Here is a 22,493-nt window from a genome sequence, read left to right on the forward strand (position 1 = left end):
TAAATATCAACTTTTTTCACCTTTAAATATTTTAACAGCTTACAAATATTTAAAAAGGTATTTTAGACTTTATTTTAAATCTAAAATACCTTTTCTTCAATTTTATTTAATTAAATTTCATCTCTGAAAAAGTTATAACTAAGGTAAAAATTAAAATAGCAGCTAAATTTGCTGTTGTATTGTCAGAGTCGAAACGAGGCGAAACTTCTGCAATGTCAAAACTTATTAATTTTTTTGACTTTATAATGTGCTTTAAAAATAATATTGCCATCTCAGGGTCAAGTCCAAGAGGTTGAGGAGCACTTACTCCTGGTGCAAAGGCTGTTGAAAATACGTCAGAACATATAGTAGCGTAAATATAATCTTGTTTTTCAATAAACATATCCAATTTTGGAATAGTACTTTCATAATCTCCGTTTACAATATCCTTTGCCAATATATATTCCACACCTAATTCTTCTGCAACTTCAAATAGTTTTTTTGTATTTGAGTGTTTTTGTATACCCAGACAAAAATAGGAATAGTTTAAATTTTTCTCCTTTGTATAGTCTGCAATTTGTCTAAACATAGTACCTGAAGTGCCATGTTCTTTATAAGGTCTCAAGTCAAAATGGGCATCAAAATTTATAATTCCCAAATTTTTCTTTGAACTTTTTTCTAATAATTGAGAAATCCCCTTGTAATGGCCAAAGGCAATTTCATGCCCCCCGCCTAAGAGTATGGGCATTAAGTTAAAAGATAATATTCTCTCAACTGCCATTGCCAGTGCATCTTGAGATTCTTCCAGGTTATCCACTGTACTAATATTTCCACAATCAAAGAGCTTTACATTTTTATTAAATTGGCAAGGTAAGTTTGAAAGTTCTCTTCTAATTGCCTCCGGTCCATTTGCCGCTCCAGCACGACCTTTATTTAATTTAATTCCTAAATCACTTTGAAATCCCAAAAATCCAAAGCCAATTTCTCCATTAAATGGCTTTAAATTTTCATCATTTAAATCAATTAGCTCAACCCATTGATGCCAGCGGAAACTGTCAAAATCATTTTCATCATCAATTCTTCCACTCCAAGTTTCTTTACTTTCAAGAGAATAGTTTTTTATATTCATGTTAGTCTCCTTTATTTTATTAGAACTTTTAAAGCTTTAAATTATATTATGTTTTTCCTAATATTTTCAAGCTTTAAAATTTTCATCACACTCGTCTTTAAGGTTATTCCGAATATTTCTACTATCTATTTTACAATATTTAACTATTTTTTTCACCTTTTATTGAATTTGTATAAGTTTATGTAAAAAACAGAAGCTAAATTCAGCCTCTGCTTTAAATTAAATATTAATACTTTTTATATACTATCCAAAAAGTAAAAAGGCTATTGGAGCTGTTATCAAAATTGACAGTGCAACTCTTTCAAACCAGATAATAAAGTAATCTTTCATTTTTAATGGTATTTCAGTGGCAAGTATACATGGTATAGAAGCACTGAAAAAGAGTATTTCAGATACACATACAACTCCGACTACAAAACGTGTAACCAAAGGTGCTCCAACAACTGGTGCTGTTGGTAAAAACATCTCAACTATACTCATAGACATTGCCTTTGCAGCTAAGAATGGCTCTGGCATTCTAGTAATTAAAGTAAACGGATAGAAAATATATCCAACTATGTCAAATACCGGAGTGTATTTTGCTACAATAAGTCCTAAAGTTCCTATTGCCATTAATGAAGGAGCCATATTTAGTGCAAGTTGGAATCCATCAATAAAGTTAATTTTAATATTTTCAAAAACTCCCGGAGCATTAGCGCTTACTTCTGCTGCTACATCAATAGCTGCCTTCCACTTGCTACCTTCTATATCCTGTTCTACATCACCCTTTTGACCTTTGTAATATTCATCTGGTTTTTTAGACAGTGGATATATTCTTGCAGTTATAGCTGTTACTATAAAAGTTACTATAAGTGCAACCCAAAAATACGTTGTCCAGTGATCCATAAAGCCCAATGTTGTTGCTACAATTATCATAAATGCAGCTGATACTGTAGAAAATCCTGTAGCTATAATTGCCGCTTCTTTTCCTGTGTATTTTCCCTCTACATATACTCTATTAGTTATTAATAGTGCTAGAGAATAGGACCCAACGAAAGATGCAACTGCATCTACTGCAGATCTTCCCGGTGTTTTAAATATTGGCACCATTACTGGTCTCATAAATATACCTATAAATTCCATTAGCCCATATGAAACTATAAATGCTAAAAATACTGAACCCACCGGCACTATAGTAGTAACTGGAACTACTACTTTGTTATAAATAAATGGTATCATATCATCTGTTAGTAACCCTGCTGGTCCAATATTAAATACTGCCATTATTACAAATGGGATGGCAAAAATATTAATTATTGAAAAAAACATTTTTACCTTATTGCTCTTCCAAGTTCCCCTTATAAATGGCAACGCAACTCCCACAAAAACTAAAACAAGTCCATATACTGAATTATAATATGGGATTTTACGTATTAGTGTAACTACATGGTCTAGTGGAATTGACTTATTTCCCATGAATTCAAAAGATACGAAAAACATAAAAATTCCAAATAAACTGTAAATTACAAACCTAGTAAGAGCCTTGCTCCTACTCATTTCTTTACTCATTAATTTTCTCCTCCTTATACTATGTGAATAGAAATATATTCTACTTTACACACATATTATATTACATTTGGTCTTTAAATAGTCCATTTATTTTTTTCAACAACAAGACTCCACTTCTCTGCGGTATCATAATAAACTTATAATTTATTAGTCAGTTGACTATAATTAGACTCAAGTAAAATAATATTATAAATTAAATAATTTACTAAAGGATGTAGTTTATGAAAATATTAATAACTCCTTCAAAGGAAATGAAAAGTGCTGTGTACACTTCTAAAAAAAGTACTATACTATTTCAAAGAAAACACAGTGAAATTATAAATACTTTTCAAAAATTTACTATAAGTGACTTTAAAGACATATATAAATTAAATGACAATCTTGCTGAAAAAACCTATAATGAGTGGCAAAATATTGACTCTATTAAAAAAGAATCTGCCATAAATTTATTTAATGGGCTAATGTATAGAAATATGGACTTAAACAGCTATAACCCTTTAGAAATGGAGCTTTTCAATAAATATATTAGAATTATATCTCCACTTTACGGTGTTCTTAGACCCTTTGATGAAATAAATGAGCATAGATTGGACTTTAGTAAAAATATAGTGTTAGGAAATAATATAAAGCTAATAGATTTTTGGAAAGACAGTATTTCAAATTATCTTTTAGATGATGATGATTTTTTTATAAACTTACTTTCAGATGAATACTTAAAAGTAATTTCTAAAGACGTCTTAGATAAATCTCTATCTATTAAATTTGCAATAAGAGAAAATAGTAAATTAAAAGTACACTCTACTACTTCTAAAAAATGTAGAGGACAATTTGTTAAATATATTGTCAAAAACAATATTAAAACAACTGATGATTTAAGGAATTTTAACTACGACGGATTTAGTTTTGATGATAATATGTCTAAGAATTTAAATTACTTTTTTATAAAAAATATTTAAATTTTAAAATTGTGCTTGACTTTATGCTCAATCCTTATTACAATAGTCATTAAAATATAAAAAAATAATATAAGTCTTAGAAGTGGTAGTAATATTATCGGAATTTCAGCGAGTTGAAGTAGAGTGTGAGTTCAACAAGGAAGATAGTTATGAAAGAGGGCCACAGAGATGATATGGCGAGCAAGTTGTTAGCTTTATCCGTCAGGTTTGCGTTAAAACTAGAGTGGGTGTTATTACATCAATCAGAGTGGTACCGCGGATATTTCCGTCTCTTTCTTTTAGAAAGAGACGTTTTTTATTACCTGTATCCAGATTGAATAGTTACACCAATTAGAGTGGTACCACGGATATTTTCGTCTCTTTCTTTTTAGAAAGAGATTTTTTTATTATAAATTTTATGGGAGGAATAAAGATGATAGAAAATAATACTAATATTAAAAAAGTAGTTTTAGCATATTCAGGGGGTTTAGATACTTCTATTACTATACCTTGGCTAAAGGAGAACTACGGATGTGAAGTAATTGCTGTAGTTGGAAATGTTGGACAAGATAATGAGCTAGACGGCTTAGAGGAAAAAGCCATTCAATCAGGTGCCAGTAAAATTTTTATTGAAGACTTAACTGATGAGTTTGTAGAAGAATTTGTATTTGAAACACTAAAAGCAGGAGCTAAGTATGAAGGTAAGTACTTATTGGGAACATCTTTTGCAAGACCTGTAATTGCAAAAAAACTTGTTGAAATAGCTCACAGTGAAGGAGCAGATGCAATAGCTCACGGCTGCACGGGAAAGGGAAATGACCAGGTTAGATTTGAACTTGCAGTAAAGGCCTTTGATCCGGATATGGAAATTATAGCTCCTTGGAGAACTTGGGAACTTAAATCCAGAGAAGATGAAATTGAATATGCAAAAGAACGTAATATTCCACTTCCTATGAAAGAAGATAATATTTATTCTGAAGATAGAAATATTTGGCACATTTCTCATGAAGGACTTGATTTAGAATTTCCTGACACTGAACCTGACTTTAGTAAAGTTTTAAAAATGTCTGTGCCACCTGAAGATGCACCTGATGAGCCAACATATATTAGTATTGCTTTTGAAAAGGGAGTACCTGTTGCAATTGATGGCAAAAAAATGAAGGGTACTGACATTATAAAAACCTTAAATAAAATTGGTGGTGCCAATGGAATTGGAATTGACGACATAGTTGAAAACAGATTAGTTGGAATGAAAGTCAGAGGAGTTTATGAAAATCCGGGCGGAGCTATTTTATACCGAGCTCACGAAATATTAGAATCTATAACTTTAGATGGAGATACTAAGCACTACAAAGATAAAATTTCTATTGAATTTGCAAATGTAGTATATAATGGAAAGTGGTTCTCACCTCTTCGTGAATCTCTTTCAGCTTTTGTAAATAAAACTCAAGAAACTGTAACTGGAGATGTGAAACTTAAACTTTACAAAGGCAATATAATAACTGCAGGAGTTACCTCTCCTTACACACTATACAGCGAAGAATTTGCAACATTTGGAGAAGATGGTGTTTATGACCAAAACGACAGTCAGGGATTTGTAAACCTATATGCCCTTTCAACAAAAGTTCAATCTATGATGAAGAAAAAAGTTAAAGAAAGTGTGGAGTAGATAATAATATGAAAATGTGGAGTAGTCGATTTAAAAAAGAACTAGACAACGTAGCCAATGATTTTAACTCCTCAATAGACGTTGACTACAAAATGTATAAGGAAGATATTAAAGGCTCAATTGCCCACGCTACTATGCTTAAAAACGTAGGAGTAATCACTGAAGATGACTTCAATAAAATTAATGAGGGACTAAATTCCATTCTAAGTGATATAGATTCAGAAAAGTTAGAATTTAACTTAAATGCCGAAGATATTCACATGTTTATCGAAGAAGAACTTACAAATCGAGTTGGAGATCCCGGTAAAAAACTTCACACTGCCAGGTCCAGAAATGACCAAGTGGCTATGGATGTTAAAATGTATTTAAAAAATAAAATAAATATTTTAATTGAAGACTTAAATAAATTAATTGAAACCTTAATTTCAGTTTCAGAGGAAAACTTAGATACAATTATGCCCGGATATACACATATGCAAGTTGCACAACCTGTGACATTTGCTCACCATGTTATGGCCTACGTTCAAATGTTGTCAAGAGATATATCCAGATTAATTGACTGCTATAATAGAATGAATGAAAATCCTTTGGGAAGTGGTGCACTGGCAACTACAACCTATCCAATTGACAGATTTGAAACAACTAAGTTATTAAACTTTAAAAAACCTACTAGAAATAGCATGGACTCAGTTTCAGACAGAGATTTTGTAGCAGAGTTAAACTTTGATATTTCCATGGTTATGCTACATCTTTCGAGATTTTCAGAAGAAATTACTATTTGGGCAAGCCAAGAATTTAAATTTATAGAATTAGACGACAGTTATTCCACAGGCTCTTCCATAATGCCTCAAAAGAAAAATCCGGATATGGCAGAATTAATTCGTGGGAAGAGTTCCAGAGTATTTGGAAATTTAATGGCAACTTTAAATTTAATAAAAGGACTTCCCCTCTCTTACAATAAAGACCTACAAGAAGACAAAGAAAATATCTTTGACAGCATAGATACACTTGAAATTTGCCTCCTTGTATTTAACGGAATGGTTAAGACTTTAAAAGTAAATAGTGACAATATGAGAGAAAAGGCAAAAAAAGGCTTTATCAATGCCACTGACCTTGCAGATTACTTGGTGAAAAAGGGACTTCCATTTAGAGATGCCTACAGTGTCACAGGTCAACTGGTAAGTTATTGCATTGATTTATCTAAAGCTCTTGACGACTTGTCTATTGAAGAATTTAAAAAGTTCTCCGATAAATTTGAAGATGATGTATACAATTTTATTGACCTAGACTATATACTCTCTCAGAGAAAAGTATATGGAGGTCCAAGTCCGGAAGCCGTTAAAATTCAAATTGAAGATACGAAAAAATATATTAATTCTCTTAACAATACCCATAAAAGTAATTAGTTTTTATTTTCAAATACTAGAGTATTATAAGTACTCTAGTATTTTTTATATTAATTACAATACCTATTGTATTGATATTACACATAAATTATACTAAGATATGTAAAATTAACTTTTATGTTTTAGAAAGGGTATTATTTATGCAAAATCACAAAAATTTATCTATGGAAAATACTATAATTAAAATATTTTATTTCATTTGTTTTTGTACAATATATGGAATATTTATTTTTATAAGTTCAATAAAAATTAAATCAGATATCATATCCTCATTAATTCTTGTTATGCTCTTAATTCCATTAGGACTTTTTATTTACAATAGATATAAATTACAATTATCAAATTATAATCCTAATGGATTTGGTAAGTATAAAATTAATATAAAAATTGTCTACTTCATTTTTATAATGCTTTTTACTAACTTAATACTTGATATTATTCTATATTCTAGTATTATAAATAAACTTGATTTATCAAATTTTCCTTCTATAAATTATTTTTTCCCTAGTTTATTTGCTACTTTAAATACATATATATGTGCTCCTATCTTTGAAGAACTCATATTTAGAGTGATATTTTTTAATTATTTTTTCAATAAAAACGATAAATTATATAATATATTAGCCATAGTTGTGTCTAGTATTATTTTTGGACTTATGCATGGAAGAAACATCATTTTTTTACTTGTATAGGACTACTGTTTGGAACAACTTACATATACACTAAAGATTTACGCCACCCTATATTTTTACACTTCATGGCTATGATAGTTGATAAAACCGCCATATTTATATGGATTTTAATTTTATAAAACAATATTTATCCCATTTTATGAAATTATTGTACACTTTTCTATTTCATATATTATAATATAGTTATTGAAGGGGGAGTTTTATGCTTGATTATATCAATCCAAGTATTTTAATTTTTTTAGGTTGTTTAATTCCCGGTCTTATGACAGGCATTGGGGCACTACCTATTTTTTTTACTCGAAGTGTAAGTCAAAGGCTTCTTGATGTACTGCTTGGCGCTGCCGCAGGAGTTATGCTTGCAGCTACTTGTTTTTCTTTAATAATGCCCAGTATAGATTTTGGAGGAGCTGATTTAAAAGCTGTACTTATTACCTCTGCAGGCATAATGTCCGGAGGAATTTTTCTTGATTTTATAGATAAACACTCGCCACATATGCACTTAATTGACAAGAGAGTTGAAGGTGGCGGTAATACGCACTCTTTAAAAAAAATATGGCTTTTTATTATTGCAATTACAATTCACAACTTTCCCGAGGGAATGGCAACTGGAGTTGGATTCGGAACTGACAATATAGAAAATGGAATTACAATTGCCATAGGTATCGGACTACAGAATATGCCAGAGGGTTTAGCCGTGGCACTGTCACTTGTAAGAGAAAAATATTCAGTTAAATATGCATTTATAGTTGCCCTTGCAACCGGACTTGTTGAACCAATTGGAGCATTTTTAGGCTATGGACTAGTAAGTGTTTTTGAGCCTCTTCTAGGATTTATTTTAGCCTTTGCCGGAGGAGCTATGCTATTCGTTATAAGTGATGAAATAATCCCTGAAACACATAGCAATGGATATGAGCGTGAAGCCACGTATGGAATAATGATTGGATTTATTATAATGATGATTTTAGACATTTTACTGGGATAGTAAATAATTTAATAAAAAATAACACAGGCTGTTAACAGCCTGTGTTATTTTTTATTAAATTTATTCTCTATTTTTTGCTTCTTCAATTATTTTTTGAGAAATATTTGCCGGCACTTCTTCATATCTTACAAATTCCATTGAAAATGTACCTCTTCCCTGTGTCAACGCTCTTAAGTCAATAGAGTATTCAAACATTTCAGCTTGAGGTGCTTCGGCTATTAAAAGTTGAGTACCATCAGATTGCTGATCCATCCCCAAAATTCTTCCTCTACGCTTGTTCATATCTCCCATTACATCTCCCAAATAGGAGTCCGGTATTGATACTTCTACTTTCATTATAGGCTCTAATAATACGGGATTTGCTTCTTCCATTCCCTTTTTAAATGCCATAGATGCTGCAATTTTAAAAGATATTTCATTTGAGTCTACATCGTGATATGAACCGTCATATAGTACAGCTTTGAAGTTAGTTACAGGATATCCTGCAAGTACTCCCTTTTCCTTTGAGTCAACTATTCCCTTTTCAACAGCTGGGAAATAGTTTCTTGGAACTGAACCTCCAAATACTTCTTGGTCAAATACAAAGTCTTCTTCGCTTGGTTCAAATCTAATCCAAACGTCTCCATACTGTCCTGCTCCACCTGATTGCTTTTTGTGTTTTCCTTGAACTGAAGCAGTTCCCTTAATTGTCTCTCTATATGGAATTATAAAAGGAACAATTTCAACTTCTACGCCAAACATATTTTTTAGTTTTTCAAGTACTACGTCTAACTGAACTTTTCCCTGTCCACCTATTGTTAACTGTTTAGTTTCAGGGTTTCTCTCAATAGTAAAACTTGGATCTTCTTCTCTAAGTCTTCTAAGTGAAGTAGATAGCTTTTCTTCATCGCCCTTTGTCTTTGGTTCAATTGCATAGTATAAAACAGGAGTTGGATATTTAATCTTCTTATAAATAACAGGATGTGCCTTGTCACAGAGAGTATCCCCTGTTTCAGTTACACTTAATTTTGTAGTGGCACCTATATCTCCAGCTTGAATTTCTTCAACATCTAATTGTGATTTCCCTCGTACTACACATAGTACGCCCATTTTTTCAGATTGATCTTTTGTTGAATTATATAGAGCCGTATCTTTTGTAATCTTTCCTGAAATTACTTTAAATATGGAAATTTTTCCTATAAAAGGATCTGTTACAGTTTTAAATACAACTGCTGAGAAAGGTTCTTTTACATCTACAGTTCTCTCTTCTCCCTCTCCAAATCTAAAGCCCAAATGAGCTCTTTCATCATCTGGAGATGGCATATAGTTAACTATTGTGTTTAATAGTATATCTATTCCTATTCCCTTTTCTCCTGAACCTACTAATAGTGGAACAGCTTCCCCTGATAGTAGAGCTGAGGTAACTCCTCTTAGCAAGTCTTCTCTGGAGAACTTTTCTCCGGAAAAATATTTTTCCATTAGAACTTCATCAGAACCGGCTACAACTTCAGCTATTTCTTCATACATTCTCTCAGTTGCCTTAATTTGATCATGAGATAATTCTGTTTCTTCAGGAGCTCCATCAGTGTATTTAAATCCCTTTTGGTAAATTACATCTGTAACTCCAACAAAATTTTCTCCCTCTCCTATTGGCACAGAAAATGGAATTACTTTTTTTCCAAAAGCTTCTTCTAAATTTTCCATTAACTTTCTAAAGTTAACATTTTCTCCATCAATTTTATTTACAAAGATTATTCTTGGAAGTCCAATTTTTTCGGTGTACTTCCACATTCTCTCTGTTCCAACTTCTATACCGGAAGTGGCATCTATAACCATTAAAGCCGCTTCTGAAGCACGCAGTGCACCATAAGCTTCTCCCATAAAATCAAGGTAACCTGGTGTGTCAATAATATTTACTTTATAATTTCTCCACTCTACTGGTATTATACTAGTTCCAATAGAAGTTCCTCTTTCCATTTCTTCTTTAGAAAAGTCACTTAAAGTGTTTTTTTCTGTTACACTTCCTATTTTTTTTGTAGCTCCACTTTGAAACAGCATAGCTTCTGTAAGGTTTGTCTTCCCACTTCCACTATGTCCAACTAAAGCTAAATTTCTAACAAATTCTGTATTATAAACCTTCATTCAATGCCCTCCTATATGTATTAATTTGAAATCGTTTTTCGTTTCATTACCATAAATTATAACATATTCCGCTAATATTTAATAGCTTCACTTTATCAGAGTAATAAAAAAAGGTTCATTGTCAAATGTTGGGGTAGGTTTTTTCCTACCTCAATTTTTATTCTAATTTTTTGTTTAAATTAACTGCAACACCACAAAATCCTTTTCTTAAAGGTCTCGAAATTACGATATCCATAAGATACTCGTTTAATCACTTTGATTTTATTGTTAAATCCTTCCGTTCTTCCGTTGGTAAATCTGCTTTCAAAATAATGAAGTATTTCTTCTTTCCAGTTTTCTAAAGCTTTAATACATGCTTTGAATTCAGGTATTTTTGATTGTTTCGCTCTTTCTATCCATTTCTCTAATTCTTTCCCAGCAATATTTTTATTTTCTGCATCTAAAAATAGATAGAAATTTTCTTTTAAATTGTATGCATCTCTTAAGTCTGATTCATACCATTTCATAACTTCCACTTCTTCTTTTTGTTCTTCTGTGAGTTTATTTCTACGCTTACGTAAGAGTGATTTACTTCTCTTAAAATATTTACGTAGTTTTGTATCCATAGTCTTTTGGCATCTTTTACGAACATTTTCAAGAGCCCAGAAACACTGTCTGGCAAAGTGGAATTTATCAATGATAATCATAGCTTTAGGAAAGTATGTCTTTGCAATATCAGCATAGTTTTTATACATATCCATTACAAAATACTTCACTTTATTGCGCTCTTTTTTTGATATTTGTGAAAAATAGTTTTCTAAGCCCGATTTTTTTCTACTAGGTAAAACATCATAAATTCTTTTGTGAACTCCATCTACAAGAATACATTGATACTTTTCTCTTCCTGTATTGCCTTTAAATTCATCAATACACAGTACTCGAGGAAGTGACCAGGTTTGTGTTGTTGTAAGGTGTAAAAGTCTAGTTACACTGGGAATTGAAGTTTTAAATTCTTTAGAAATAGACTTTAGAGACCTAGTATCTTTTAATTTTTCTAATAAAGTAAAAATATATTCTTTTGTATTTCGTTGGTATCTTCCTAAAAAGTCTAGAGATTCTGTAAAGCGTTTGTTACACTTTTTACAAATAAATCGTCTCTTTCGAAGAAGTAGACACACTTGTCTTAATCCTATGTTACTATGTCTTACACGTTGGAGTCTATAGTCATGAATTCTCGTAGTAGATTGTTTGCAACAAGGACAAACACCTGTATTATTAGTAGATTGAATGGAAACTTCTATGGTTTCACTATTTTCTGTTATATTTGTTACAATAATATCTTTAATACTGAGAAGTTTTTGTATATAATTATCTTGCACGTATTTCACCCTTTCTATTTGGTTTAGTCACTTTATATGGTAAAGGATTTTTGGGATACGTGCATTCTTTTTTTGCAAAAAAATAAATGTTGGAGTGGTTACCCCAACATTTATTATAGAACCTAAAAAAACGACTTAAGTTTTCAAACTGATAACTTAAGTCGTTTTTATTTTTTCCACACCTTCTGTTACTTCAGGCATTAACTCATCTGATATTATATATAACATTCTCTCAAGTTGGTCTACTTCTTCTTTTGTAAACCTATTTTTTGCCCTTCTTAAAACTATATCCATATATTCATTTCTTATGTTGTTGTACTTATAAAATTTATCTGTCAGCTCTAAGAAATACTCTCGTTTATCTTCTTCTGATTGAACTTTTTTTACATATCCCTTTTTCACAAGATTGTTTACTTTATAAGTAATATTTGGTTGAGATATTCTCAAAAACTTTCCAACTTCATTTATTGTAGGTCTATCAAGGGCATATATTACCTCTGTACAAAATGTTTCAATTGCAGTAAGTGTAGCTTCTCTTTTTTCAAATCCGGTAAAAATATTTCTATAAAAATTCAACTTAAATTTATCATATACTTCATTAAATGCTTTCTCTAACATTACACTCACCTCCATATTCATAGTAACAAAAATACATTTTTAAGGCAAGCGTTTTTTTACTCTCCTATTGCAAATGAAATCTCTGCTTTGCAAACTAATTCACCCTCTACATATGCTTCGCAGCTTGCAAATCCTATGTTTAATTTTTGTGATTTTAGTGTAGATGTAATCTCTAATGTATCTCCTGGTTTTACCATTTTTAAAAATCTTGCCGACTTTATACTTGTAAAGTAAGCTGTCTTCCCCTTATTATCTTCAGTTGACAATATTGCAACTGCACCAACTTGTGCCATTGTCTCAACTATTAACACTCCCGGATAAACGTGATTATCAGGAAAATGTCCTTGAAATACTGCATCTGATATACTTATATTTTTTATTCCCTTGGCATAATGCCCCTCTTCTATTTCCACTATTTTATCTACTAATAAAAAGGGATATCTGTGGGGTATTATATCCATTATTTCATTTGAGTTATATTGCATTTTCATATCCTTTCATTGCTATTGACACATTGTGTCCACCAAATCCAAGTGAGTTTGAAAGAGCTAATTTTATTTCCTTATCTACTCCCATATTTGGCACTACATCTAAATCACAATCTTCATCTTTAACTAAGTAATTTACTGTTGGAGGTATAAATGAATTTTTTATTGCAAGAAGTGTAATTATTGCCTCTATTGCTCCACTAGCTCCCAATAAGTGACCTGTCATAGATTTTGTACTTGTGAGTTTTAAGTCATAGGCATGATCCTTAAATGCTTTTTTAACTGCCTTTGTTTCAATTTTATCGTTTAGTGGAGTTGATGTTCCATGAGCATTGATGTAATCTACATCTGTTAACTTCATTCCGGAATTTTTAACTGCTTGTTCCATTGCAAGTGCTGCCCAAGTTCCATTTTCCTCAGGTGCAGTTATGTGATTTGCATCACATGTCATTGAAGCGCCAACTATTTCTCCATAGATATTTGCTCCTCTTTTAAGGGCACTTTCCAATTCTTCAAGTACTAGTACTCCTGAACCCTCTCCCATTACAAATCCGGATCTCTCCTTGTCAAAAGGTATACTTGAACGCTTTATATCATTACTTTCATTTAGAGCTCTCATTGATGAAAATCCACCTATTCCCAAGCGATTTATACTTGCCTCTGCTCCTCCTGCAAATACTACGTCATTATAACCATCAACTATACTTCTGTATCCGTCTAAAATAGAGTTACTAGATGAAGCACAAGCTGTAACTGAACAACCTACATATCCATGAACTCCAAGTTCAATAGCTATTTGAGCTGCAGTCATATTTGCGATTACCATTGGAATAAAGAAGGGACTAATTTTATCAAAACCCTTAACAGATGCTTTAATTGTCTCTGTTTCAATAGTATTAAGTCCACCTATTCCAGAGGAAACCATAACTGAAACTCTGCTTGGATCATAATTATCTAAATCAATTCCACTGTCTTCTTTTGCATTTCTTGCTGCTGCAACACCTAGTTGATTTACTCTATCTGTTCTTCTCTGCTCTTTTTTATCAAAGTAATCACTTGGATCATAGTCTTTACACTGACAGGCAACTTTTACTCTAAGCTGTGAGGTGTCAAATCCATCTATATAATCTACGGCACTTTTGCCTTTTTTTACACTGTCCCAAAGAGTTTCAATACTATTTCCTATAGGAGATATAAATCCCATTCCCGTAACAACAACTCTTTTCATATATTCATTCCTCCATCTACTGAAATTACCTGTCCCGTTATATAATTTGCCCTATCTGATGATAAAAAAGAAATTAAATCAGCCACATCTTCAACTTTTCCATATTTGTGCATTGGAATTTTATTTAACATTTCTTCTTTTACATCTTCACTTAACTTGTCTGTCATTTCAGTTTCAATAAATCCCGGTGCAACTGCATTTACTGTAATATTCCTCTTACCAAGTTCCAGCGCAAGTGACTTTGTCATTCCAATTACTCCCGCCTTACTTGCTGCATAGTTAATTTGTCCTGCATTTCCATGTAGTCCAACTATTGAACTCATTGAAATAATTCTTCCATATCTTGCTTTTAACATTAGTTTTGCAGCAAATTTCATACAGTAAAAGCTGCCATTTAAATTTACATCTATTACATCTTTAAAATCTTCTTCGCTAAGTCTAAGCGTCAAATTATCTTTTGTAATACCTGCATTATTTACTAGGACTTCTAAAGAGCCGAACTTATCTTTAATTTCATTGAACATACTCTCACAATCGTCATAGCTTGAAACGTCGCCCTTTAGCTTTAAAACTTCAACACCTTTTTTTAATAGTTCTTCTTCTAATTTTAAAGCAGCTTCTTCGTTTCTGTAATTTATTACAATATTCATTCCATCATCTGCAAGTTTTAAGGCAATGGCACGGCCAATTCCCCTTGTAGCTCCAGTTACAAATGCTGTTCTACTCACCCTTATATTCCTCCACAAATTTTAGATAGTCCTCATATGTTGAAATTGTACTGACTTTAATCTTTCTATCTATTTTCTTCATAAATCTTTTGATTACATTATTAAATCCTATTTCAACGAATTCATCTACTCCGTCTTCCAACATATTTTTTAATGCATCTTCAAATCTAACTGCCTGCATAACTTGGTTGGTCATAATCTCTTTAATGTCTTCTCCATCTCTTTTTCTGCCAAGTAAATTGTAGTACAAGTCAATTTTTTCTTCTTTAAAATTTATATCTTTAAAAATATATTCCAGTTCTTCTGAAGCCTGTTTCATATACTCAGTATGAAAAGGACCCGAAACTTTTAACTCTATAGCTCTACATCCCAATTCTTTTAACTGGTCCACAGAACTTAAAACCGAACTTCTCTCCCCTGATATGACAATTTGACCTGGACAGTTTAAGTTTGAAATAGAAGTGAAATTTAATTCACTGCTGTTTTTTCCCACAACTTCTCTTACTGCTTCTTCTGTTGAACCCATTATTGCATACATTAAAGTGTCTATATTTTCAGAGCTCTTCTTCATTGCCTCACCTCTAAGTTCTGCAACTTTTAAAGCATCTTCATCACTTAGTACTCCTGAGGCATATAGTGCTCCATATTCGCCAATGCTAAGCCCTGCAACTGCATCTGCAATTATTCCCTTGCTCTCCAGTAATTTTGTTACCATTATTTGAAATGCCACAAGTACTACTTGAGTATTTTCAGTTTCTTTTAATACTTCTTCATCAGTAAAAAAAGACAGTTCTTTTACATCTTTAGTTATATTTATAGAGTCATAATATTTTTTTGCCACTTCTGAGTTTTCATAAAAGTCTAATCCCATTTTAGATTTTTGACTTCCCTGTCCACCATATAAAAAAGCTACTTTCATTTTTCCTCCATTAAAGTCTTTATAACTTCCTTTACAGTTGTAATTTTATCTATTCCATTTATATTTTCTCCTGAAAAAACTACATTTAATCTTCCCTTTGCACTGTTTGAAAGGGCCTTGGAAATACAGTAGGGTGTTTTTCTCGGATCACAAGTTTTTAAACAGTCAATACACCTTCTCTTTGGAACATCTGAATAATCCACACTGTCTAAAAAGTCATTTTTAACTGCTCTAGCCAAAAATCCTGCTGGACTGTGAATAATTTCCAAATCAGAATCTTTTGCATTTACTATTGCTTCTTTAAATTCTATACTTACATCGCACTCCTCTGTTGCTATGAAAGGTGTGGCAACTTGAACTCCGTCTGCCCCCAGCTTTTTCATCTTTAATCTGTCTTCATTGTTTCTTATTCCACCTGCTGCAAATAAGTAAATTTTTTTATTTGTCTCTGCTTCTAAATCTGTCAGGTAAGCTGATATTTCCAATACTATATCTTCCAATTTTAATTCTCTTATTTCATTTTCTTTAAATCCTAAATGACCTCCGGCTTTTGGTCCTTCAACTACTACAAAATCAGGATATCTATTATATCTTTTTTTCCAAGTTCTAACTATTAAATCAAGGGCTCTCTTGCTGGAAACTATGGGAGCTATTAAAGTCTCTTCTCCTACTAATTCCGGCAAATTCAGTGGAAGTCCCGCTCCGCAAATAACTGCATCTGCACCAAATTCACTACTGGATTTCACCATTTCTTCGAAGTCCTTTATAGCTGTCATTACATTGACAGCAAGCAGACCTCTTCCTTCAGATATGTCTTTTGCCTTGTCTATTTCTTTTTTTAAGGCTATTTTATTTTTTTCAATTGAATTTTCAAGATATCCTTCTTCTCTAAATCCTATTCCCACTGCGGATATGACGCCCATTCCACCTTCTCTAGCAACAGAGCCTGATAAATTACCAAGGGAAACTCCCACGCCCATTCCGCCTTGAATTATTGGAATATCCATAACTTTACTTCCAAAATTTATTGAACACATAATTTTTTCTTCTCCAAAAGGTATTCACTATATAATTTATTAAATAAATCATCTAAACTCATTTTTTCATTTACTTCTTCTACAACTTGACCTGCCATAACAGTTCCATTGACAACATCTCCATCGAAAACAGCCTTTCTAAGTGAGCCCAATGTCAACAACTCAAGTTCTTCCATAGTCGCTCCTGCTTTTTCTTTTTCAATGTATTCATTTACCATTTTATTTTTTAAAACTCTATTTGGCATTCCACTAATTTTTCCCATGACAGTAACTTGGGAAGATCTTGCTGAAATAATTTTATCTTTATAGTTTTCATGTACAGGACATTCATCAGTTGCCAAAAGACATGTTCCCATTTGTATTCCCACTGCACCCAGTACTTCAGCTGCAAGTATTTGTTTTCCGGTTGCAATTCCACCTGCTGCTATTACGGGAATTGAGAGCGCATTTGCTATTTGAGGAATTAAAACCATGCTAGTAAGTTCTCCTATATGTCCACCTGCTTCTTGGCCCTCTGCAATTATTCCATCTACTCCCAGTCTTTCCATTCTAATAGCCAGTGCTTTTGAAGACACTACTGGAAATATTTTTGTGTTTATCTCTTTCCATTTTTCAATGTACTTTCCTGGATTTCCAGCTCCAGTTGTTACTACCGGCACTTTATATTCACGTGTAATCTCTACTATTTCTTCCACTTCGGGATTTATTAAGAGTATATTTACTCCAAAGGGCTTGTCTGTCTTTGACTTACAAATTTCTATTTGCTCTCTTAAATCGTGTGCACTTAACCCACCTGTGCCTATTAATCCAAGTCCGCCTGCATTACTAACTGCTGCTGCAAATTCTCCAGTTGCAATATGAGCCATTCCCCCTTGAATAAAAGGATATTTTATATTTAAAACTTCTTGTAATTTCATCTTTTCTCCCTAATTTCTATACCTCTACAATTATGCCTGCAAAACTAAGACCTGCTCCAAATCCAAACATTAATATACTTTCTCTTTCTCTTAACATATCTTTTTCTTGCATTTCACCTAAACATATTGGAATACTAGCTGATGACGTATTTCCATATGTTTCAATATTTGTATAATATTTTTCAGAAGAACCAAGTTTTCTGGCAACTGAATTTATTATTCTTATATTGGCTTGATGCAGTACAACATGGTCAATTTCTTCAATTGTCATATTTGATTTATTAAGTAAGTTCTTAATGCACTTTGGAACGATTTCAATTCCAAATCTATAGACATTTTGACCGTTCATATATATTTTATCTTCATCACTTCTAAGTAGTCTTAAATCGTCACTTCCAATAGTGCCCTTTTCATTAAAAAAGTCTCCATCTGTCTTTTCAAACAGCACTGCTCCGGAGCCATCTCCAAATAGAGCAACAGTAGACCTTTCCTCTTTATCTAAGAGTTTGCTAAGTTTATCAGCTCCAATAATAATTGCACATTCTCCATTTTCTAACATACCATGTGCCATTATTGCCCCTCCGACAAATCCGGTACAGGCCATGTTTATGTCTACAGAAAATACATCTTCATTTAAATTAAATTTTTTAGTAACTATTGAAGCAATTGAAGGCATTATATAGTCCGGGCTAATTGTAGCAACTATTACTACTTTTATTTTACTTACATCTTCTTCACTTAGTTTTAAGTCACCAACTGACTCTAAAACCATATCAGAAGTATCTACATTTTCTTCCCAATATCTAGTCTTTATTCCAGTTCTCTGTACTATCCACTCACTTGTAGTGTCTAGGTAACTTTCAAAAAAACTATTATCTACAATATTTTTAGGTTTATAATAACCTGCTTTAATTAATTTTAGTCCCATGCCAAATTCCTATATTTTCCTTTTCTATTTTGCAGTAGCTTATCCATTGGAATATCTCCTAGTATTTCTAAATTTTTCTTAAGGGATTTCTTTAACCTATTGTAGTTTTCTTCAAAGTCCTCTAGCTCTACTGCTAAATCTTCTTCTACAATTTCATCGCAAACTTTAAATTTTAATAGATCTTCAGAAGTTAATTTCATAACTTCCATAGCTTCACTAGCCCTTAGAGAGTCCTTCCACAATATTGATGCAAATCCCTCTGGTGAAAGTATGGAATATATTGAATTTTCCATCATTATTAAGTGATCACAAACACTAAGAGCTAATGCTCCTCCACTTGATCCCTCTCCGATAATAACGGATATTATATTTGTCTTTAATCCACACATTTCATAAATTGTACTTGCAATTGCCTCTGCCTGACCTCTTTCTTCCGCCTCAACACCCGGATATGCTCCCTGTGTATCTACAAAACAAATAATTGGTCTATTAAATTTTTCAGCTTGTCTGGCAAGTCTTTGTACTTTTCTATATCCCTCAGGGTGTGGCATTCCAAAATTTGCAGCTAAACTCTCTTCAAGTCCTCTGCCCTTTTCAATACCTAAAAAGGTTACAGGAATATCTCCCAACATTCCCACTCCACCAACAATTGCCTTGTCATCTGCATACTTTCTATCTCCATGAAAAAATAATGGACTTTCAATAATATTTTTTATGAAGTCCATTGCCTTGGGTCTATTCTTATATCTAGCTAAAAACACTCTATCTTCAACTGTTATATTTTTCTTTGCTTCTTCTAATTTTAATTTTTTATAATTTCTATATTCTTCACTATTTTTTTCTTCTTTTATTAAATCCTCAAATACTAACTTCAGTTTCATAACTTCTCCTGTGATATTTTAAGACTAATCCTAAATAATCTTTTAATTTTTTTCTTGGAACAATGTCATCTAAAAATCCATGTTCAAGCAAACACTCTGCACTTTGAAACTCCTTTGGCAATTCTTCTTTTATAGTTTGCTCAATTACTCTTCTTCCTGTAAAACAAATAAGAGCCTCAGGTTCTGCTATAATAATGTCTCCTAAGCTTGCAAAACTTGCAGTAACGCCTCCAGATGTTGGATCCGTCATAACTGACACATATAGGTTGCCACTTTCGCTGTGTTCTCTAAGAGAAAAAGTTGTATTCGCCATTTGCATTAGAGAAAAAATCCCCTCCTGCATCCTCGCTCCACCACTTGCTGAAAATGAAACTACAGGCAAATTTTCTTCTTTAGCCAGTTCAAAACACTTTGAAATTTTTTCTCCAACGTAAAGCCCCATACTACCCATTAAAAAATTACTGTCCATAACAAAAACGTAACATTTATTTCCATAAATGCTACCCTTTGCAAGAACCACAGCTTCATTTAATCCGTCGTTTTCTCTAAGAGAATTAATCTTCTCTTCATAATTTGAAAATCTAAGGGGATTAAAAGTCTTCTCCTCAGATTCTATTATTTCATATCCCTCATCCAGAATTAAATTCAATCTATCTTTTGCAGGCATTCTCAAGTGTTTATTGCACTTTGGACAAATATATTCATTTTCAACTAGGTCTTCTTTCAATACTGTAGAACCACATTTTTTACATTGAATAAATTCTACTTGATTCTTTTCCAGTTTTTTTAAAATTTTCTTTTCTCTTCTGTCCCTTAAGTTTTTAACTTTTTTAAATATGTCTGTATTTACTTTAAAGTAATCCATCTTATCTATATGCCTCCATTAAATTAAGCAATTCCTCCAATTTATCTTCAATAAAAGAAGTTGAATAATTGCCCCTAATAAAATCCATGTCAAATAATATAGCATAAAGTAAATATTGATTGGTTTTAATTCCCTCAATAATCAGTTCTTCTAATGCTCTTCTCATCTTTCTAATTGCACCAATTCTAGTTGAATCTTTTACAATTATTTTCCCAAGCATTGAATCATAGTAGGGACTTACCTTTGCTCCACTATAGAGGTATGAGTCAACTCTCGTATTGACTCCTCCTGGTGCATAAAAAAAGTTGACATTTCCAGATTCAGGAAGAAAATTTTCCAAAGGCTTTTCAGCATTTAGTCTACACTCTATTGCATATGAATTAATATTAATATCTTCTTGCTTAATTTTTAACTTTAATCCCGATGTAATCTTTAACTGTTCTTTTACCAAATCAACTCCAGTTACCATTTCAGTTACCGGGTGCTCAACTTGAATTCTAGTATTCATTTCAATAAAGTAAAAATTATTTTCTCTATCTAGAACAAATTCAACTGTGCCGGCATTTTCATAATTACAAGCTTTTGCTGCTTTAATTGCAGCACTATAGAGCTCTTTTCTCTTTTCTTCTGTCAATCTAATACAAGGTGTTTCCTCTATCATCTTTTGATTTTTCCTTTGAATGGAACAATCTCGTTCTCCCAGAGCTATAATATTTGAATACTTATCAGCTAATATTTGAACTTCAACGTGTTTAGGGCTTACTATAAGTTTTTCTATATACATACTGCCATTGTTAAAAGCCGCTATAGCTTCAGACTTGGCAGATTCAAATTCAATTTTTAAATCTTCACTTTTATATACTCTTCTCATACCCTTTCCGCCGCCTCCGCCAGAGGCTTTAATAAGTACGGGGTATCCTATTTTTTCTGCTATAATAAAAGCTTCTTCTACATCTACAACTTCACCATCTGAACCGGGAACTACGGGTACTCCATTTTTTTTCATCAAGTCTCTTGCAGCAATTTTATCTCCCATCATATCAATTACTTCTGATGATGGACCAACAAACTTCAGACCAGCTTCTTCTAAAGCTCTTACAAATTTTGCATTTTCTGATAAAAATCCATATCCTGGAGCAACAGCATCACACTTAGTTGCCAAAGCGGCTGAAATAATGTTATTTATATTTAAATAGCTCTCACTACTCTTAGCAGGACCTATACATACACTTTCATCGGCAAATTTAACATGAAGTTGTTCCGCATCTTCTGTAGAATAAACTGCAACTGTCTTAATTTGTAACTCTTCAGCAGATCGAATAATTCTAAGAGCAATTTCTCCTCTATTTGCAATTAATAATTTTTTTATCATTTTTCCTCTATTTCAAAAATAATATCTCCAAATTGGACTAAGTCTTCATCTTTAAAGTTAATTTTCTTAACTATTCCATCCATTGGAGATTTTACTTCATTAAACATTTTCATAGCTTCAACAATACAGAGAACGTCACCTTTTTTTACTTCTTTATCCACTTCTACAAAGCTGGGACTATCAGGCGATGGACTTGAGAAAAATATTCCTACAAGAGGAGATTCTAATTTATAATACGATTGACTTTCAATATTAGAATTAGAATCTCTCTTTTCTTCTATACTTTTAACAGGAATGCTCTCATCAGGTATATTTAGCTCATTCTCTTTAACTTCCGTACTTCCTTTTCCCAATTCTAAGCTAATTTCTTCATCTTTGTATTTTAAAGTAGTTAAATTAGACTTAGAAAATAAATTAATTAAATCTTTTAACTCTTTATCCATTATTTTCCTACATACTTTACAATATCACTTACAGTTCTAACTTTTTCCAAATCTTCATCTGGAATTTGAACTCCAAATTTATCTTCTATTGCCATAGTAAGTTCAACTATATCTAGTGAATCTGCATTAAGATCGTCTATTAAATTTGTGTTTTCAGTTAAATCTTCTATTTCACAACCTAGGTTTTCCGCTACTAATTCTTTTACATCATCTAATATCATTTTTTTACCTCCACACATAAAGTAACTTG

General features: G+C 32.2%; 22 protein-coding genes and 1 other annotated feature. Of the genes, 5 read left to right on the forward strand and 17 right to left on the reverse strand.

What is annotated here, in order from left to right; genetic code table 11:
* Positions 1-106: 106 nt before the first annotated feature.
* Together hutG and BUB47_RS07970 are read right to left on the reverse strand one after the other, a co-directional pair.
* On the reverse strand, positions 107-1,108 hold the full coding sequence (gene hutG, locus BUB47_RS07965) for a formimidoylglutamase (RefSeq protein WP_073185227.1): 1,002 nt from the start codon (positions 1,106-1,108) through the stop codon (positions 107-109).
* Positions 1,109-1,351: 243 nt separating this feature from the next.
* Positions 1,352-2,656 carry a YjiH family protein gene (locus tag BUB47_RS07970; protein ID WP_073185229.1) on the reverse strand — a complete coding sequence of 435 codons (1,305 nt, stop codon included), beginning with the start codon at positions 2,654-2,656 and terminating at the stop codon, positions 1,352-1,354.
* Between the two features lie 221 nt (positions 2,657-2,877).
* On the opposite strand from BUB47_RS07970, the gene yaaA reads away from it, so the two are divergent.
* The 5 genes from yaaA (at position 2,878) to BUB47_RS07995 (ending at position 8,340) form a co-directional block, all read left to right on the forward strand.
* Entirely contained in the window at positions 2,878-3,612 is a 735-nt protein-coding gene (yaaA, locus tag BUB47_RS07975; protein ID WP_073185231.1) for a peroxide stress protein YaaA, read from the forward strand.
* Between the two features lie 68 nt (positions 3,613-3,680).
* Positions 3,681-3,888, forward strand: a binding site (T-box leader).
* A gap of 136 nt (positions 3,889-4,024) precedes the next feature.
* The gene (locus tag BUB47_RS07980) at positions 4,025-5,260 is read left to right on the forward strand and encodes an argininosuccinate synthase (protein WP_073185232.1); all 1,236 of its coding nucleotides are present in this window, start codon (positions 4,025-4,027) and stop codon (positions 5,258-5,260) included.
* A gap of 8 nt (positions 5,261-5,268) precedes the next feature.
* Positions 5,269-6,666 (forward strand): argininosuccinate lyase, encoded by a 1,398-nt coding sequence (gene argH / locus BUB47_RS07985; protein ID WP_073185234.1) that lies wholly within the window; start codon positions 5,269-5,271, stop codon positions 6,664-6,666.
* Between the two features lie 407 nt (positions 6,667-7,073).
* Complete coding sequence (locus tag BUB47_RS10240; protein ID WP_407639562.1) at positions 7,074-7,358, forward strand: CPBP family intramembrane glutamic endopeptidase; 285 nt, start codon at positions 7,074-7,076, stop codon at positions 7,356-7,358.
* Between the two features lie 202 nt (positions 7,359-7,560).
* Positions 7,561-8,340: a ZIP family metal transporter gene (locus BUB47_RS07995; RefSeq protein WP_073185238.1), complete on the forward strand. Its 780-nt coding sequence runs from the start codon at positions 7,561-7,563 to the stop codon at positions 8,338-8,340.
* A 60-nt stretch (positions 8,341-8,400) separates the two neighbouring features.
* Here the strand turns inward: BUB47_RS07995 and fusA are convergent, their stop codons facing one another.
* The 15 genes from fusA to acpP form a co-directional block, all read right to left on the reverse strand.
* Positions 8,401-10,461: an elongation factor G gene (fusA, locus tag BUB47_RS08000; protein ID WP_073185239.1), complete on the reverse strand. Its 2,061-nt coding sequence runs from the start codon at positions 10,459-10,461 to the stop codon at positions 8,401-8,403.
* A gap of 179 nt (positions 10,462-10,640) precedes the next feature.
* Entirely contained in the window at positions 10,641-11,819 is a 1,179-nt protein-coding gene (locus BUB47_RS08005; RefSeq protein ID WP_073185241.1) for an ISL3 family transposase, read from the reverse strand.
* 156 nt (positions 11,820-11,975) lie between these two features.
* Positions 11,976-12,437 (reverse strand): MarR family winged helix-turn-helix transcriptional regulator, encoded by a 462-nt coding sequence (locus tag BUB47_RS08010; RefSeq protein ID WP_200779505.1) that lies wholly within the window; start codon positions 12,435-12,437, stop codon positions 11,976-11,978.
* Between the two features lie 56 nt (positions 12,438-12,493).
* Complete coding sequence (fabZ, locus tag BUB47_RS08015) at positions 12,494-12,922, reverse strand: 3-hydroxyacyl-ACP dehydratase FabZ (RefSeq protein WP_073185274.1); 429 nt, start codon at positions 12,920-12,922, stop codon at positions 12,494-12,496.
* Positions 12,912-14,153, reverse strand: coding sequence for a beta-ketoacyl-ACP synthase II (gene fabF / locus BUB47_RS08020; RefSeq protein WP_073185245.1), 1,242 nt, complete (start codon positions 14,151-14,153; stop codon positions 12,912-12,914). The genes fabZ and fabF overlap by 11 nt, the downstream gene beginning before the upstream one ends.
* A complete protein-coding gene (fabG, locus tag BUB47_RS08025; RefSeq protein ID WP_200779507.1) occupies positions 14,150-14,881 on the reverse strand; it encodes a 3-oxoacyl-[acyl-carrier-protein] reductase in 732 nt (243 codons plus the stop codon). Before fabG ends, fabF begins: the two co-directional genes overlap by 4 nt.
* On the reverse strand, positions 14,874-15,800 hold the full coding sequence (locus BUB47_RS08030; RefSeq protein ID WP_073185247.1) for an ACP S-malonyltransferase: 927 nt from the start codon (positions 15,798-15,800) through the stop codon (positions 14,874-14,876). Before BUB47_RS08030 ends, fabG begins: the two co-directional genes overlap by 8 nt.
* Positions 15,797-16,837 carry an NAD(P)H-dependent flavin oxidoreductase gene (locus BUB47_RS08035; RefSeq protein ID WP_073185248.1) on the reverse strand — a complete coding sequence of 347 codons (1,041 nt, stop codon included), beginning with the start codon at positions 16,835-16,837 and terminating at the stop codon, positions 15,797-15,799. Before BUB47_RS08035 ends, BUB47_RS08030 begins: the two co-directional genes overlap by 4 nt.
* Positions 16,825-17,754: a nitronate monooxygenase gene (locus tag BUB47_RS08040; protein ID WP_073185250.1), complete on the reverse strand. Its 930-nt coding sequence runs from the start codon at positions 17,752-17,754 to the stop codon at positions 16,825-16,827. Before BUB47_RS08040 ends, BUB47_RS08035 begins: the two co-directional genes overlap by 13 nt.
* A gap of 16 nt (positions 17,755-17,770) precedes the next feature.
* Positions 17,771-18,682, reverse strand: a complete 912-nt coding sequence (locus BUB47_RS08045; RefSeq protein WP_073185252.1) for a ketoacyl-ACP synthase III — start codon at positions 18,680-18,682, stop codon at positions 17,771-17,773.
* Complete coding sequence (gene accA, locus BUB47_RS08050; RefSeq protein ID WP_073185254.1) at positions 18,673-19,563, reverse strand: acetyl-CoA carboxylase carboxyl transferase subunit alpha; 891 nt, start codon at positions 19,561-19,563, stop codon at positions 18,673-18,675. Before accA ends, BUB47_RS08045 begins: the two co-directional genes overlap by 10 nt.
* Positions 19,541-20,428 carry an acetyl-CoA carboxylase carboxyltransferase subunit beta gene (locus BUB47_RS08055; protein ID WP_073185256.1) on the reverse strand — a complete coding sequence of 296 codons (888 nt, stop codon included), beginning with the start codon at positions 20,426-20,428 and terminating at the stop codon, positions 19,541-19,543. The genes accA and BUB47_RS08055 overlap by 23 nt, the downstream gene beginning before the upstream one ends.
* 1 nt (position 20,429) lies before the next feature.
* Complete coding sequence (gene accC, locus BUB47_RS08060) at positions 20,430-21,800, reverse strand: acetyl-CoA carboxylase biotin carboxylase subunit (protein ID WP_073185257.1); 1,371 nt, start codon at positions 21,798-21,800, stop codon at positions 20,430-20,432.
* On the reverse strand, positions 21,797-22,243 hold the full coding sequence (locus BUB47_RS08065) for an acetyl-CoA carboxylase biotin carboxyl carrier protein (RefSeq protein ID WP_073185259.1): 447 nt from the start codon (positions 22,241-22,243) through the stop codon (positions 21,797-21,799). Before BUB47_RS08065 ends, accC begins: the two co-directional genes overlap by 4 nt.
* A complete protein-coding gene (gene acpP, locus BUB47_RS08070; protein ID WP_073185261.1) occupies positions 22,243-22,464 on the reverse strand; it encodes an acyl carrier protein in 222 nt (73 codons plus the stop codon). Before acpP ends, BUB47_RS08065 begins: the two co-directional genes overlap by 1 nt.
* Between the last annotated feature and the right edge of the window lie 29 nt (positions 22,465-22,493).

It is taken from the genome of Anaerosphaera aminiphila DSM 21120 (assembly GCF_900129925.1).
Lineage (GTDB): Bacteria > Bacillota > Clostridia > Tissierellales > Peptoniphilaceae > Anaerosphaera > Anaerosphaera aminiphila.

Coding starts and splice junctions, on each gene's coding strand:
- argH (WP_073185234.1), top strand. CDS start 5,269: ATGAAAATGTGGAGTAGTCGATTTAAAAAAGAACTAGACAACGTAGCC.
- BUB47_RS10240 (WP_407639562.1), top strand. CDS start 7,074: ATGCTTTTTACTAACTTAATACTTGATATTATTCTATATTCTAGTATT.
- BUB47_RS08010 (WP_200779505.1), bottom strand. CDS start 12,437: ATGTTAGAGAAAGCATTTAATGAAGTATATGATAAATTTAAGTTGAAT.
- BUB47_RS08055 (WP_073185256.1), bottom strand. CDS start 20,428: ATGGATTACTTTAAAGTAAATACAGACATATTTAAAAAAGTTAAAAAC.
- hutG (WP_073185227.1), bottom strand. CDS start 1,108: ATGAATATAAAAAACTATTCTCTTGAAAGTAAAGAAACTTGGAGTGGA.
- BUB47_RS08035 (WP_073185248.1), bottom strand. CDS start 16,837: ATGTGTTCAATAAATTTTGGAAGTAAAGTTATGGATATTCCAATAATT.
- BUB47_RS08030 (WP_073185247.1), bottom strand. CDS start 15,800: ATGAAAGTAGCTTTTTTATATGGTGGACAGGGAAGTCAAAAATCTAAA.
- acpP (WP_073185261.1), bottom strand. CDS start 22,464: ATGATATTAGATGATGTAAAAGAATTAGTAGCGGAAAACCTAGGTTGT.
- BUB47_RS08040 (WP_073185250.1), bottom strand. CDS start 17,754: ATGAAATTACAAGAAGTTTTAAATATAAAATATCCTTTTATTCAAGGG.
- fabZ (WP_073185274.1), bottom strand. CDS start 12,922: ATGCAATATAACTCAAATGAAATAATGGATATAATACCCCACAGATAT.
- BUB47_RS08065 (WP_073185259.1), bottom strand. CDS start 22,243: ATGGATAAAGAGTTAAAAGATTTAATTAATTTATTTTCTAAGTCTAAT.
- accC (WP_073185257.1), bottom strand. CDS start 21,800: ATGATAAAAAAATTATTAATTGCAAATAGAGGAGAAATTGCTCTTAGA.
- BUB47_RS07995 (WP_073185238.1), top strand. CDS start 7,561: ATGCTTGATTATATCAATCCAAGTATTTTAATTTTTTTAGGTTGTTTA.
- accA (WP_073185254.1), bottom strand. CDS start 19,563: ATGAAACTGAAGTTAGTATTTGAGGATTTAATAAAAGAAGAAAAAAAT.
- fabF (WP_073185245.1), bottom strand. CDS start 14,153: ATGAAAAGAGTTGTTGTTACGGGAATGGGATTTATATCTCCTATAGGA.
- BUB47_RS08045 (WP_073185252.1), bottom strand. CDS start 18,682: ATGGGACTAAAATTAATTAAAGCAGGTTATTATAAACCTAAAAATATT.
- fusA (WP_073185239.1), bottom strand. CDS start 10,461: ATGAAGGTTTATAATACAGAATTTGTTAGAAATTTAGCTTTAGTTGGA.
- yaaA (WP_073185231.1), top strand. CDS start 2,878: ATGAAAATATTAATAACTCCTTCAAAGGAAATGAAAAGTGCTGTGTAC.
- BUB47_RS07970 (WP_073185229.1), bottom strand. CDS start 2,656: ATGAGTAAAGAAATGAGTAGGAGCAAGGCTCTTACTAGGTTTGTAATT.
- BUB47_RS07980 (WP_073185232.1), top strand. CDS start 4,025: ATGATAGAAAATAATACTAATATTAAAAAAGTAGTTTTAGCATATTCA.